The sequence below is a fragment of the Neptunicella plasticusilytica genome, assembly GCF_047922965.1.
Classification (GTDB): Bacteria; Pseudomonadota; Gammaproteobacteria; order Enterobacterales; family Alteromonadaceae; genus Neptunicella; species Neptunicella plasticusilytica.
In genome coordinates, this window is sequence record NZ_CP150481.1 from 2906748 (window position 1) to 2920127 (window position 13380).

16 protein-coding genes are annotated in these 13380 nt (G+C 46.4%); 1 reads left to right on the forward strand and 15 read right to left on the reverse strand.

Going from position 1 to position 13380, the window contains the following annotated elements; all coding sequences use genetic code 11:
* Positions 1-5: 5 nt before the first annotated feature.
* From V1467_RS12980 to trmJ, 11 genes are all read right to left on the reverse strand, one after another.
* Positions 6-629, reverse strand: coding sequence for a zeta toxin family protein (locus V1467_RS12980; RefSeq protein WP_416305398.1), 624 nt, complete (start codon positions 627-629; stop codon positions 6-8).
* A complete protein-coding gene (locus tag V1467_RS12985; protein ID WP_416305399.1) occupies positions 611-877 on the reverse strand; it encodes a hypothetical protein in 267 nt (88 codons plus the stop codon). The genes V1467_RS12980 and V1467_RS12985 overlap by 19 nt, the downstream gene beginning before the upstream one ends.
* An 87-nt stretch (positions 878-964) precedes the next feature.
* Positions 965-1303: an ISC system 2Fe-2S type ferredoxin gene (fdx, locus tag V1467_RS12990; protein WP_416305400.1), complete on the reverse strand. Its 339-nt coding sequence runs from the start codon at positions 1301-1303 to the stop codon at positions 965-967.
* 20 nt (positions 1304-1323) lie between these two features.
* Positions 1324-3192: a Fe-S protein assembly chaperone HscA gene (hscA, locus tag V1467_RS12995; RefSeq protein WP_416305401.1), complete on the reverse strand. Its 1869-nt coding sequence runs from the start codon at positions 3190-3192 to the stop codon at positions 1324-1326.
* Positions 3192-3713, reverse strand: coding sequence for a co-chaperone HscB (gene hscB, locus V1467_RS13000; protein WP_416305402.1), 522 nt, complete (start codon positions 3711-3713; stop codon positions 3192-3194). Before hscB ends, hscA begins: the two co-directional genes overlap by 1 nt.
* Before the next feature lie 96 nt (positions 3714-3809).
* Positions 3810-4133 carry an iron-sulfur cluster assembly protein IscA gene (iscA, locus tag V1467_RS13005; RefSeq protein WP_416305403.1) on the reverse strand — a complete coding sequence of 108 codons (324 nt, stop codon included), beginning with the start codon at positions 4131-4133 and terminating at the stop codon, positions 3810-3812.
* Positions 4134-4142: 9 nt separating this feature from the next.
* Positions 4143-4526, reverse strand: a complete 384-nt coding sequence (iscU, locus tag V1467_RS13010; protein WP_416305404.1) for a Fe-S cluster assembly scaffold IscU — start codon at positions 4524-4526, stop codon at positions 4143-4145.
* A gap of 65 nt (positions 4527-4591) precedes the next feature.
* Entirely contained in the window at positions 4592-5806 is a 1215-nt protein-coding gene (locus V1467_RS13015; RefSeq protein WP_416305405.1) for an IscS subfamily cysteine desulfurase, read from the reverse strand.
* Positions 5807-5818: 12 nt separating this feature from the next.
* Complete coding sequence (iscR, locus tag V1467_RS13020) at positions 5819-6298, reverse strand: Fe-S cluster assembly transcriptional regulator IscR (RefSeq protein ID WP_416305406.1); 480 nt, start codon at positions 6296-6298, stop codon at positions 5819-5821.
* A gap of 96 nt (positions 6299-6394) precedes the next feature.
* Positions 6395-7204, reverse strand: coding sequence for a serine O-acetyltransferase (cysE, locus tag V1467_RS13025; protein WP_416305407.1), 810 nt, complete (start codon positions 7202-7204; stop codon positions 6395-6397).
* 6 nt (positions 7205-7210) lie between these two features.
* Positions 7211-7933, reverse strand: coding sequence for a tRNA (cytosine(32)/uridine(32)-2'-O)-methyltransferase TrmJ (gene trmJ, locus V1467_RS13030; RefSeq protein ID WP_416305408.1), 723 nt, complete (start codon positions 7931-7933; stop codon positions 7211-7213).
* Positions 7934-8138: 205 nt separating this feature from the next.
* Here trmJ and suhB point away from each other — a divergent pair, with 205 nt between their 5' ends.
* On the forward strand, positions 8139-8915 hold the full coding sequence (gene suhB / locus V1467_RS13035) for an inositol-1-monophosphatase (protein WP_416305409.1): 777 nt from the start codon (positions 8139-8141) through the stop codon (positions 8913-8915).
* A gap of 75 nt (positions 8916-8990) precedes the next feature.
* On the opposite strand, the gene secF is transcribed toward suhB, so the two are convergent.
* From secF to tgt, 4 genes are all read right to left on the reverse strand, one after another.
* Positions 8991-9932 carry a protein translocase subunit SecF gene (gene secF, locus V1467_RS13040; RefSeq protein WP_416305410.1) on the reverse strand — a complete coding sequence of 314 codons (942 nt, stop codon included), beginning with the start codon at positions 9930-9932 and terminating at the stop codon, positions 8991-8993.
* 14 nt (positions 9933-9946) lie between these two features.
* Positions 9947-11794, reverse strand: coding sequence for a protein translocase subunit SecD (gene secD, locus V1467_RS13045; RefSeq protein WP_416305411.1), 1848 nt, complete (start codon positions 11792-11794; stop codon positions 9947-9949).
* 89 nt (positions 11795-11883) lie between these two features.
* Entirely contained in the window at positions 11884-12219 is a 336-nt protein-coding gene (gene yajC, locus V1467_RS13050) for a preprotein translocase subunit YajC (RefSeq protein WP_416305412.1), read from the reverse strand.
* Between the two features lie 38 nt (positions 12220-12257).
* Entirely contained in the window at positions 12258-13370 is a 1113-nt protein-coding gene (tgt, locus tag V1467_RS13055; protein ID WP_416305413.1) for a tRNA guanosine(34) transglycosylase Tgt, read from the reverse strand.
* Positions 13371-13380 lie beyond the last annotated feature (10 nt).

The following is a 13380-nucleotide window of genomic DNA, read 5'->3' on the forward strand; positions in this document are numbered from 1 at the left end:
AAGTATTAACGAATAATACGAACTTTTTCTGGCTCCCACTTTCTCAAGACATTAAGTCTGAACCATTCTGGTTCCAGCCGATAATAAACGGTTTCTTTTATATCCAGATTGCCATTAATATTGACTTCAGCAAAAGGAGTCAGGGTATTCGTATTATCAAAAAAATAGCTTCTCCGACACAACCTAGCCATATTAACCAATTGATTTAAACTTCTATAATAACGCGATATTATCTTCTCCCTAGGAACAGGGTGTCCCCCTGAGATCACCCTTTCATCAACACGATCCAGATTAATTTCAGGGTCTGAAATACACACATAATAGAGATAAGTTTTAAACCCTTTTTCATTGGCCCTATGAATGTAATCCAGATGACTTGGATGGCTCATTACCGATTCATAACTGTGGGAGATTCCGTCAGCAAGCCACTTTTCACGTTGATCTTTTGATATTTTCTGCGCTAATCGGGAACGAGCAAGGGGATCAGTATTAAACTCAATTAGCGACTTTTCTATCTCATCAGGGTTAGTGTACTGTCCCAAAGGCACATCATACTTATGCCTTAATTCATCAGTTAAGGTAGTTTTACCGGAGCCATTGGGACCAGCGATTAACCTGAGACTTGGCATAAATCATCTTCAATACGCGGAAATGATTTTTGTTCAGTTGACTTGATTCGTTCTTTGCGTCCATCTGGGTATAAACGATAAACATCACCTCGTTGCGCAATAGTCACTGGAGAGCCATGATTAAAGGCTTTAACACGTGCATTTTTGGTAGCAGCTCTTCCTATGCGATCCAGAGCGTCTAAATCGATTAACGGGTCCTTCCTGTTTTTTGAAGAAATACGTTTAACATTCATTTGTTTAGTTGACATATTTTTTCCAGTAACTTAAATCATGAATATACGAACATAATAAATAAAATACACTTTTTTTCTGACTAATACACAATACAAAGTTATCTAGTGCCCTTCACTGACCTGATTGACAGTGTATTTGGGAATTTCCACCACCAGGTTTTCATCTTTTATTGCAGCCTGACAACCCAGCCGTGACTCTGGCTCCAAGCCCCAGGCTTTGTCCAGCATATCATCTTCCAACTCGTCACTTTCTTCTAGCGAATCAAAGCCTTCACGCACAATGACATGACAAGTAGTACAGGCACAGGATTTTTCACAGGCATGCTCAATATCAATGCCATTTTTCAGTGCAGCATCCAGTACTGTGGTGCCTTCTTCAACATCTAACACAGCCCCGTCCGGGCAGAGTTCGTTATGCGGTAAAAATATGATTTGCGGCATTCTAGTATCCTGTTAAAAACTTAAATCTCGTTAACTTTATGACCGGCCAGCGCCTTGCGAATGGACTTATCCATGCGGCGCTGGGCAAATTCCTGACTATGTTGATCCACCACTTCAATAGCATTTTTAATGGTCTGAGGATCATCATCTTCGGCCGCCTTCATCATCGCGGCAATGGCCTGTTCAATTTGCTGTTTTTCTGCACTCGATAGCAATTCATCACCATCAGCGACCAATGCCGCCTGTAATGATTCCCTGACTCGATCTGCTTCAACTTGCTGCTCTTTGAGCATTCTGGCCTGCATATCCTGTTTGGCATTTTGCATCGAGGCCTGCAACATGCCGGCAACTTGTTCATCGCTTAAACCATAGGAAGGCTTAACTTCAACACTGGCTTGCACGCCGCTGGATTTCTCCATTGCGGTGACGCTTAATAAACCGTCTGCATCCACCTGGAAAGTAACACGGATATGGGCTGCGCCCGCTGCCATCGGTGGAATACCATGTAATTCGAATTTTGCCAGCGAACGACAATCCGACACCAATTCACGATCTCCTTGCAATACATGGATCATCATTGCGGTTTGACCATCTTTGAAGGTGGTAAATTCCTGTGCCTTGGCCACCGGAATAGTAGTATTGCGCGGGATAATTTTTTCGACCAGCTCACCCATGGTTTCGATACCCAAAGACAATGGCAACACATCCAGTAACAGCATTTCACCGTCGGGTTTGTTACCCACCAGAATATCAGCCTGAATAGCAGCGCCAATGGCGACTACTTTATCCGGATCAATCGAGGTTAATGGAGTTTGACCAAAAAATTCGCCAACCTGCTCTCGTACCAATGGTATACGGGTTGAACCGCCCACCATTACCACTTGAATAACGTCTTCCTTTTCAATCTCGGCATCTTTAACTGCACGACGACAGGCCCGCAGGGTCTGCTTGACCAATCCGGCAATTAACGCTTCAAATTCGGCTTTAGTGATGTCACATTCAAGTTGTTCACCCTTATCATCGGTAAAGCTAACCCTGGTTGATACGGCATCACTTAATGCTTCTTTGGCAGCACGAGCCTGATCCAGCAAAATCCGGTGCAGACGGGTAGATAATTGTTGAGGAAGTTGCAGCCGGTTGCGAATGTCGTCAACTAGCAAGTGATCAAAATCATCACCGCCTAACGCCGCATCTCCGCCGGTGGCCAGCACTTCGAATACGCCTTTGCTCAAGCGCAAAATGGAAATATCAAACGTCCCGCCACCCAAGTCGTAGACCGCAATGACACCTTCCTGACCACTATCCAGTCCGTAGGCAATTGCGGCGGCAGTCGGCTCGTTGAGCAAACGTAATACATTCAGACCCGCCAATTGCGCCGCGTCTTTAGTCCCCTGTCGCTGCGCATCATCAAAATAGGCAGGAACAGTGACCACTACACCGGTGAGCTCGTCACCCAGGCTTTGCTCGGCACGCTGTTTCAATGCGGCGAGAATATCAGACGAAACTTGTACCGCGTTAACTTTGCCACTAGCCGTCTGAATGGATGGAACCGACTGTTCAAGCTGACAAAATTCATAGGGTAAATTGGGATAGCTGGCCTGAATATCGGCTAATGAGCGGCCAATAAAACGTTTCACCGAGGAAATAGTATTGGCCGGATCTGCGCTAGCGGATTCACGAGCGCTCAAACCCACCAACTTTTGCCCGGTCTGGTATTGAACCACAGACGGCAAAATATGCTGACCATCAAGATCGGGTAGTGTTAGGGCTTCGCCGCTTCGCACAGTAGCCACTAGCGAGTTGGTGGTACCCAAATCAATACCGGCTGCGAGTTTGTGTTGATGCGGGGCTGAACTTTGGCCCGGTTCTGCTATTTGAAGTAATGCCATTAGTCTTGCAGTTTCTCTTCCAGGTTGGCTATTTCGCTGCGTAATTTGTACAGGAATTTGAGTTTACGAATTTCATCTGCTGCGTATTGATGAGATTCATCGGTTGCGGCATCTAGCTGGTCTTCTACCTGCCGCAAATGAAGTTTGATTTGTCCGGCGATTTCATCATCCATGTCTTCCAGCGCATCCAGATCAGCACTGGCCTGAATATCTTCCAGTTGCTCGCGCCATTCCATCTGCTGCATCAGAAACATGCCGTCTTGCATGGTGGACGTTTCGTGTTTGAGATCGATGCCTCTGAGCTCTAGTAAATATTCGGCACGCAATAAGGGAGATTTTAAGGCCTGATAGGCGTCATTAAGTTGAGCGTTTTTCTGCACTGACAATAATCGCTGCTGATCGCTGGCAGTAGCGAATCTGTCTGGATGAGTTAATTGTTGCAGTTTTTGATAGCTGGCAGACAACTGCGCCAGATCCAGCTCAAATTGTTCAGGTAAATTAAATAACTCAAAGTGATTCATAACACCTTACTTACGATTAGCCTTGCCCGTTTACCTTGTATTGCATAAAAAAATCGGCCAACCGGCCGACTTCTATACATTTCGGCAAAAATAGCTCTAGACGTTAAAGCTCTCGCCACAACCGCATTCGCCATTGGCATTCGGGTTGTTAAACTGAAAACCTTCATTCAAGCCTTCTTTGGCAAAATCCAGTTGTGTGCCATCCAGATAGACCAGGCTCTTTGCATCCACCACGATTTTCACGTCATTGTCTTCAAAGACTTGATCATCATCGTTAACGTCATCAACAAATTCCAGCACATAGGCCAAACCGGAACAGCCGGTGGTTTTCACCCCCAGACGAATTCCCAATCCCTGGCCGCGGTTGGCCAGAAAGGTTTTGGCTCTTTTAGCTGCTGCGTCTGTTACCGTAATAGCCACTAATCAATCCTAAGCCGGACGTCTTGATTTATAATCTTCCACTGCCGCTTTAATGGCATCTTCGGCCAGGATAGAGCAGTGAATTTTTACCGGTGGCAGCGCCAGTTCTTCGGCGATCTGGGTATTTTTAATCGTAACCGCTTCATCCAGCGTTTTACCTTTTACCCATTCGGTTACCAGCGAGCTTGACGCGATAGCCGAGCCACAACCGTAAGTTTTGAATTTGGCATCTTCAATTATGCCATTTTCGCCCACTTTCAATTGTAACTTCATCACATCACCACAGGCGGGTGCACCTACCATACCGGTCGCAATACTGGGATCATTTTTGTCAAAACCACCTACGTTGCGGGGATTTTCATAATGGTCAATCACTTTGTCACTATAAGCCATGACTGCATACCTCTGTATATGGAACCGTTATATAAACCGTTCCGGAAAATTTCTGCTGGCTCAACTTAGTGTTGAGCCCACTCTACTGTGTCCAGATCCACACCTTCTTTGTACATTTCCCAAAGGGGTGACATTTCACGTAATTTATCGATCGCGCCGCACACTACCTTAACCACATGGTCAATATCTTCTTCGGTAGTAAAACGACCAATACTGAAACGGATCGAACTGTGCGCCAGCTCATCATTCAAACCCAGCGCCCGTAACACATAGGACGGCTCCAGGCTGGCTGATGTACAAGCCGAACCGGACGACACGGCCATATCTTTTAACGCCATAATCAGTGACTCGCCTTCAACATAGGCAAAACTGACATTCAGGTTACTGGCAACGCGTTGTTCCAGATCACCATTCACGTATACCGCTTCAATATCTTTAATGCCGTCCCATAAACGGTTACGCAGCATCAGAATTCGTTCATTCTCGGCGGCCATTTCCTGCTTGGCAATATGAAATGCTTCTCCCATACCGACAATTTGATGAGTCGCTAATGTACCTGAACGCATGCCGCGTTCATGACCACCACCATGCATCTGGGCTTCCAGACGAACACGGGGTTTACGGCTGACATATAACGCGCCAATACCTTTGGGACCATAGGCTTTATGTGCAGAAAAGGACATCATATCAACCTGTAAAGCTTGCAAATCAATTGGCACTTTACCGGCACTCTGAGCGGCATCCACATGGAACAGAATTTTACGTGAACGGCACAATTCACCAATCTTCTCGATATCCTGAATGACACCGATTTCGTTATTTACATGCATCACTGACACTAGAATAGTGTCGTCACGCATGGTGGCTTCCAGTTTGGCCAAATCCAGCAAACCGTTTGCTTGAGGTTCCATATAGGTCACTTCAAAACCTTCACGCTCCAGCTGACGGCAGGTATCCAGAACGGCTTTGTGTTCGGTCTTTACGGTGATGATATGCTTACCTTTTTTACCATAAAAATGTGCGGCACCTTTAATCGCCAAGTTATCAGACTCGGTTGCACCTGAGGTAAAGACTATTTCACGAGGATCGGCGTTAACCAATTCCGCAATCTGGCTACGTGCGACGTCAACCGCTTCTTCCGCTTGCCATCCAAAACGATGCGAACGCGACGCCGGATTACCGAAGTTACCTTCGGTAGTCAGACATGCCATCATTTTTTCGGCAACACGGGGATCAACCGGTGTTGTTGCTGAATAATCCAGATAAATAGGTAATTTCATTACTTGCTCCAATTACAACTGCAAGGTGACGGAAATATGGTTTTCCGCCGACTGTTTGTTCTTGTTCTGGCGCTCCGCGACCAGTTGAACATCATTCTTGTCCATCAGCTCACCCAAGGTGATACTGTTTAAAAACAGGCTGATGCGATCACTCAAATCTGTCCACAAGCTATGGGTTAGACAGCGTTCGCCGCCCTGACAATCTGACAACCCGCTACAACGGGTAGCATCAACAGATTCGTTCACCGCACTAATCACTTCGCCAACGGCGATCTCGGCCGCATCGCGTCCCAACCGGTAACCACCGCCCGGGCCCCGCACACTGTCAACCAATTTGTGTCGGCGTAAACGGGAGAACAACTGTTCCAGATAAGACAGGGATATACCCTGACGTTCTGAAATGTCAGCTAATGAAACCGGGTTACGCTGGGAATGCAAAGCTACATCCAGCATTGCGGTAACCGCATAACGTCCTTTTGAGGTTAATTTCATTTCAGCACCCATTGATATTGATGGCTCAAATTCTCACATACCCGACTAATTTAGTCAAGTATTATATCGGTGCCCAGGATTGCAATGTGAACGTTTTTATATACCAGGATCAAAAGATTCCGCCTTGTTTTTACGCAACTCTGAGGCAGCACTTTCGGCTTCGGAAAATTCTTCCAGTTTGAGACTGGGCAGAGACTTGTCACACACATGTCCCCCCATGTCATTAATGGCTTTGCACATATCAGCCACTTTGGTATCAATAAGATGAACATGATCAAGCATCGTACCAATTGCATTGGCGACCGGATCGGGGTTATCCGGCGATACAGCATAGGCATCAAAACCATATTGTCGGGCAATCTGTTCGCGCTTGTTAGTTTTAGTTTTGTCCTGCACATTGCTGACGATACGACCGGGAATACCGATAACGGTTGCGTCATCCGGTACATCTTTGACCACCACCGAATTGGAGCCCACCTTGCCGCCTCGCCCAATGGTAATCGGCCCCAAAACTTTCGCTCCGGCACCGATAACCACATTATTTTTTAATGTAGGGTGACGCTTGCCGCCATTCCAGCTGGTGCCGCCCAGCGTCACCCCGTGATACAAGGTGACGTCATCACCTATTTCTGCCGTTTCACCAATGACTACGCCCATACCGTGATCGATAAAAAAACGCCGACCAATAGTGGCACCGGGATGAATTTCTATGCCGGTGATCCAGCGATTGAAAGTAGAAAGACTACGCGCCAACCAGCACCATTTGGCTTTCCACAAACGATGAGCAACGCGGTGCATCCAGATAGCATGTAAGCCGGGATAATTGGTTAATACTTCCAGAGTATTACGCGCGGCAGGATCACGATTAAATACACTGGCAATATCTTCTTTGATGCGTTCAAACATGGTTATTTACTTTTTATTGGCAATAGACTTGTCTATAGAAGCCAGAATACCGCGCAGGATATTCAGTTCTTCTCTCTCCGGTCTGGCGCGATTAAACAATCGGCGTAACTTGGTCATCACCATACCCGGATGTTGCTTAACAATAAAAGTCGTTTTGGTTAGGGTTTGTTCCAGATGAGTATAATAACGTTCCAAATCTTCAGATAACGGATAATCCGGCTCATCTTCTGCCAAGCGCGAATCCTGTAGATGCGCCATGCGAACCTCATAACATAAGGTTTGCACTGCCGCCGCCAAATTTAACGAACTATAGTCAGGGTTGGCCGGAATACACACATGAAAATGACATTGTTGCAGCTCTTCATTACTCAAACCGTTATTTTCACGGCCGAATACCAGCGCAACAGGATAGTTTACCGACTCGGCCACCAACTTTTCACCGCATTCGCGCGGCTCAATCATCGGCCAGGATAAGGTTCGGGAACGGGCACTGGTTCCAATCACCAGCCCACAATCTGCTACCGCTTCTGCCAGAGTAGCGACGATTTTGGCATTACCCAATACATCGGTGGCACCGGCTGCTAACGCGCTGGCTTGTCCGTCAGGTTTACTAACAGGATCAACCAGCACTAACTGACTCAGCCCCATGGTTTTCATTGCACGCGCGGTCGAACCAATATTGCCGGTATGGGATGTATTAACCAGTACAACTTTAATATTTTCTAGCATAGGTAATTGTTTAGTGAAGCCGGTAAAATTTAGGCGCGAATAATAGCACAGCATAGCGAAGTGTCATCCTTCGACGTGTTTTACTTGCGTTTTTAAAGCGCTCTGTTAAACTTCGCGGCGATTTTTTGAGCGGCTTGAAACTAACGTTGCTAACGTGAAGTAATCCAAGCCCAATTCTGTTCTTTATAAAATTGGTGGACCATATATGCATGCAATGCTGAATATTGCGGTGCGCGCTGCGCGTACGGCCGGAAATATCATCCTGAAAGGATTTGAAAACCGCGACGAGTTAATGACAGAGATGAAAGGTGACAACGATTATGTGACCCGTATCGATAAAGAAGCGGAACAAGCCATTATTCGTAAAATTCAGCAATCTTATCCCACTCACAGTTTTTTGGGTGAAGAAGGCGGCATAGTAGAAGGCGATGACGATTACCAGTGGGTGATTGATCCGCTCGATGGCACCACCAATTTCGTTCGCGGTATCCCGCATTTCGCCGTTTCCATTGCCTTACTCCATAAAGGTCGACTAGATCAGGCTGTCGTTTTCGATCCTATTCGTGGTGAACTGTTTACCGCCAGCAAAGGGTCCGGTGCACAGTTAAACGGGTTTCGTATCCGTACCTCTAAAGCGCGAGATTTAAGTAATACCGTGTTAGCCACTGCCTTCCCCTTTAAAGCCAAGCAACAAACCCAGCAATGCCTGGACAGCTTTCAGGCAATTTTTATGAAATGCGGTGATGTACGTCGTGCCGGTTCTGCGGCCCTGGATATGGCCTATGTCGCTGCCGGTCGCTATGACGGCTATTGGGAAAAAGGCATTAATGCCTGGGATATCGCCGCTGGCGAATTGTTAGTCAAAGAATCCGGTGGACTAGTCACCGATTACGATGGCGGAAATAACCCGATGAAAACTCGTAGTGTCGTCTGCGGAAACCCCAAAGTGGTACAAAACCTGGTTAAGCTTATTAACAGTTAATTCGTCAACAGCGTTACCAATGCCAAAAAGCCGGGATATCCCGGCTTTTTGTTAACTGCAATTATGTTGAACTGATTAAATCATCGGATCCTGATCGGCGCCTTCTTTTTCCACTTCGGTCGGCATCAGATCTTCTTTCTTCACACCCAGCATCAATGCAATCGCACTGGCGACATAGATGGACGAATAGGTTCCAATAAATATCCCGAATAATAGCGCAGTCGCAAATCCGTGGATCAATGCACCACCTTTAACAAATAAGGCAATCAATACCAGAATTGTGGTACCGGAAGTAATAATGGTACGACTCATGGTTTGGGTTAATGACGTATCAATCACTTCAGCGGGTTCAGCCTTACGTATTTTCAGGAAGTTTTCACGAATACGGTCAAATACCACGATAGTATCGTTAAGCGAATAACCGATAACGGCCAGCACGGCGGCTAATACTGTCAGATCAAATTCCAGTTGCAGGATTGAAAACAATCCCAGGGTAATGATGACATCGTGCGCCAGAGCAATAACGGAACTTAACGCCAAACGCCATTCAAAACGTACCGCCACATAAAACATGATACAAATCAGCGCGGTTAGCATGGCCAATCCGCCCTGTTCGGCCAGTTCGTCTCCTACATTAGGACCAACAAATTCAATCCGGCGCATATCCACCTGTTCGCCATCGCTACGCAAGGCTCCCAGAACCTGATCGCCCAGGATTGCGGCTTTTACCCCTTCACGCGGCGCCAAACGGATTAGCACATCTTCACTGGTACCAAAGTTTTGTACTATGGCATCGTTAAAGTCGGCGGTTTGTAATTGCTTACGAATATGTTCCAGCTTGGCTGGCTGCTGATAGCCAACTTCAATTAAGGTTCCGCCAGTAAAATCCAGTCCCCAGTTCAGGCTGTTGGTGGCCAGACTAAATATTGACACCAGAATAAGCACACCAGAAAAAATCTGGGCCGGCAGGCGCAACCTCATGAAGTTAATGTTTTCTTTAAAATTTAATATCTGCATGTTCGTTACTCCGCCTAAATCGACAATTTGTCGAGACGTTTACCGCCCCAGAGACCATTAATAATCACCCGTGTCACCACTATCGCAGTAAACATCGAGGTAACAATGCCGATGGCCAACGTAATAGAAAAGCCTTTGATAGAACCTGTTCCTATCGCAAACAGAATAATGGCAGCGATCAGGGTGGTGATATTGGCATCCAATATGGTGGAGAATGCACTGTCATAACCTTGGTGAATAGATTGCTGTGGCCCACGTCCATCACGCATTTCTTCACGGATACGTTCAAATATCAACACATTGGCATCCACTGCCATCCCTACGGTTAATACTATACCGGCCATACCGGGTAACGTCAGGGTCGCTCCCGGGATCATCGACATAATACCGACAATCATCACCAGGTTAGTGGCCAGAGCAAAATTGGCGACCAGACCAAATTTGCGGTAATAAACCGCCATAAAGATCAAAACCAGCGCGAAGCCCCACACAATAGCCTGCATCCCAAGATCAATGTTTTCCTGTCCCAGGCTTGGCCCAACGGTACGTTCTTCAACAATCTGGATAGGCGCGATAAGTGCACCGGCGCGCAATAACAACGCCAGATTTTGCGCTTCCTGTGGAGAATCCAGTCCGGTGATACGGAAGCCGCCACCGCCCAAACGCGCCTGAATCGTCGCCACACTGATAATTTCTTCTACTTTTTCAAATACCGGTTTATCGTTCTCGTCGCGTTCAGGTAAAGGTTTATATTCAATAAACACAGTTGCCATAGGTTTACCAATATTGCCCTTGGTTCCCATTGACATCTTGTTGCCACCTTCAGAATCAACCGAAATATTCACTTGCGGGCGACCGTTTTCATCAAAACTGCTGCTGGCGTCGATGATATGATTACCGGACATCATGACTTTCTTCTCAAGCAGGTAAGGTACACCTTTTTGATCGTTAACAATTTGCGAGCCTGGAGGAACACGGCCATCTAATGCAGATCTGACATCATGTTCCGAATCTACCAGACGAAAATCCAGGGTAGCCGTCGCATTAAGAATTTCTTTAGCCCTCGCGGTATCCTGAATACCGGGCAATTGCACCACGATACGATCCGCTCCCTGACGTTGAATCAGTGGCTCTGCAACACCAAGTTGGTTCACCCGGTTGCGCATGATGGTGATATTTTGTTTAACCGCATAATCACGAGTTTCGGCCAGTTTTGCTTCAGACATGGTGACCATCAGCATCAAATTGTCTTGCTCGTTAAACAGCAAATCGGGATTACGTTTTTTCAAAAATGCCAGACCATCATCCAGTGTCTGTTGATCACGGAACTGGACTTCCACGCCTTCGTCCAACTGACGGACGGTACGGTAACGAATGCCTTCTTCACGCAATGAGGTGCGGAAATTGCCGACCAAATCTTCCATCGACTTGGCAATGGCCAGGTTCATATCCACTTCCATCAGAAAGTGCACACCACCGCGTAAATCCAGCCCTAGCTTGATGGGCTCACCACCCAACGATTCCAGCCATTTAGGTGTATCAGGCGCCAAGTTCATGGCAACGTAATAATCCTTGCCCATTTTACTATCCAGCAATTCACGGGCGACCAGTTGGGTTTCGGAATCCGCAACCCGGATCAAAATTTGTTCGTTATCCAGCACAACACTTTTAGTTTGAATATTGGCTTGCTGAAGATCGTCTTCTACCTGCTGCAAGGTCTGCATAGTGACGGTTGCATTACGGCCGGCAGAAATCTGGATGGCATGGTCTTCACCGTATAAATTGGGTGAAGCATATAAAGCAGCGATGGCAATAACAAAAATTACCATCAAATACTTCCATAACGGAGTTTTGTTTAACACAGGATATTCCTTTGTGCGGGTTGATAATTATAACCGGAGCACCAAATTAGTTGACTATTAAGCCTCCGGTTAACCCATATCGGCCTTAATTACAGGCTTTTCATCGTACCTTTAGGTAATACGGCTGAAATAGCAGACTTCTGTACCACAATATTAGTGGTTTCGTTTAACGCCAATTCGATGAAATCTTTTTCAGCAGTAACTTTGACAATCTTGCCAACCATACCGCCCTGCGTCAGAACCTCGTCACCTTTGCTTAAAGATTCAACCAGATTTTTATGCTCTTTAACCCGTTTGGCTTGCGGGCGATACAGCATGAAGTAAAAAATCAAACCAAAGATACCCAACATGATCAGCATTGACATGCCGCCTTCTTGAGCTCCGCCAGCGGCTTGCGCATAAGCATTAGATATAAATAAACTCATTTTCGTCCCCTAATATTGTATTTCTTAATTTTAAATAATCAGAGTGCCGGTACTGGCATCTCTTTTTGTTGATAAAAATCTGCAACAAACTGATCAAGTTGATCCGCGTCGATAGCGTCTCGTAATCCTTGCATCACTCGCTGGTAATAACGCAGATTATGAATGGTATTTAATCGTGCGCCGAGTATCTCATTGCATTTGTCCAAATGATGTAGATATGACCGCGAATAATTTTTACAAGTGTAACAATCACATTTTTCGTCCAGTGGCCCGGTATCCGTCTTATGCTTGGCATTACGAATTTTAACGATACCTTCGGTCACAAATAGATGGCCATTGCGCGCGTTGCGGGTTGGCATCACACAGTCGAACATATCGATGCCACGTCGAACCGCCTCGACAATATCTTCCGGCTTGCCAACGCCCATCAGATAACGGGGTTTGTCGGCGGGAATTTTATCAGCAGTATGATCCAGAATACGGATCATATCTTCTTTGGGCTCACCCACAGACAATCCACCAATGGCGTAACCGTCAAAGCCGATATCCACCAGACCTTTTAAAGACGCATCGCGCAGCCCTTCATACATGCCGCCCTGGACTATCCCGAACAGTGCTGAAGGGTTGCCCTGATGCGCATCTTTACTGCGCTGGGCCCAACGTAAAGATAATTCCATGGATTTACGTGCGACATGCTCCTCGGCAGGATACGGGGTACATTCGTCAAATATCATCACAATATCCGAACCCAGATCGCGCTGAACATGAATAGACTTTTCCGGAGTGAGCAAGATTTTTTCACCGTTAATGGGCGAACGAAAGGTCACCCCCTCTTCGGTTATTTTACGTAGCTCACCCAAACTGAACACCTGAAAACCGCCTGAATCAGTCAGAATGGGCTTATCCCAATGCATAAAGTCATGCAAATCACCGTGTAATTTCATGACTTCAGTGCCTGGACGCAACATCAGATGGAAAGTATTTCCCAGACAGATATGCGCACCGGTTTCTTCAAGCTCTTCCGGAGTCATGCCTTTTACCGTGCCATAGGTACCTACTGGCATAAAAGCCGGTGTTTCGACCACACCGCGCTCAAATATCATCCGTCCCCGACGGGCTTTGCCATCGGTTTTAATTAGTTCAAATTGCATACAACATCCT

Excerpts from the sequence above, each read along its gene's own strand:
- iscR (WP_416305406.1), bottom strand. The coding sequence starts at position 6,298 with ATGAAATTAACCTCAAAAGGACGTTATGCGGTTACCGCAATGCTGGAT.
- tgt (WP_416305413.1), bottom strand. The coding sequence starts at position 13,370 with ATGCAATTTGAACTAATTAAAACCGATGGCAAAGCCCGTCGGGGACGG.
- V1467_RS13015 (WP_416305405.1), bottom strand. The coding sequence starts at position 5,806 with ATGAAATTACCTATTTATCTGGATTATTCAGCAACAACACCGGTTGAT.
- yajC (WP_416305412.1), bottom strand. The coding sequence starts at position 12,219 with ATGAGTTTATTTATATCTAATGCTTATGCGCAAGCCGCTGGCGGAGCT.
- fdx (WP_416305400.1), bottom strand. The coding sequence starts at position 1,303 with ATGCCGCAAATCATATTTTTACCGCATAACGAACTCTGCCCGGACGGG.
- V1467_RS12980 (WP_416305398.1), bottom strand. The coding sequence starts at position 629 with ATGCCAAGTCTCAGGTTAATCGCTGGTCCCAATGGCTCCGGTAAAACT.
- trmJ (WP_416305408.1), bottom strand. The coding sequence starts at position 7,933 with ATGCTAGAAAATATTAAAGTTGTACTGGTTAATACATCCCATACCGGC.
- hscB (WP_416305402.1), bottom strand. The coding sequence starts at position 3,713 with ATGAATCACTTTGAGTTATTTAATTTACCTGAACAATTTGAGCTGGAT.
- cysE (WP_416305407.1), bottom strand. The coding sequence starts at position 7,204 with ATGTTTGAACGCATCAAAGAAGATATTGCCAGTGTATTTAATCGTGAT.
- secF (WP_416305410.1), bottom strand. The coding sequence starts at position 9,932 with ATGCAGATATTAAATTTTAAAGAAAACATTAACTTCATGAGGTTGCGC.
- hscA (WP_416305401.1), bottom strand. The coding sequence starts at position 3,192 with ATGGCATTACTTCAAATAGCAGAACCGGGCCAAAGTTCAGCCCCGCAT.
- suhB (WP_416305409.1), top strand. The coding sequence starts at position 8,139 with ATGCATGCAATGCTGAATATTGCGGTGCGCGCTGCGCGTACGGCCGGA.
- V1467_RS12985 (WP_416305399.1), bottom strand. The coding sequence starts at position 877 with ATGTCAACTAAACAAATGAATGTTAAACGTATTTCTTCAAAAAACAGG.
- iscU (WP_416305404.1), bottom strand. The coding sequence starts at position 4,526 with ATGGCTTATAGTGACAAAGTGATTGACCATTATGAAAATCCCCGCAAC.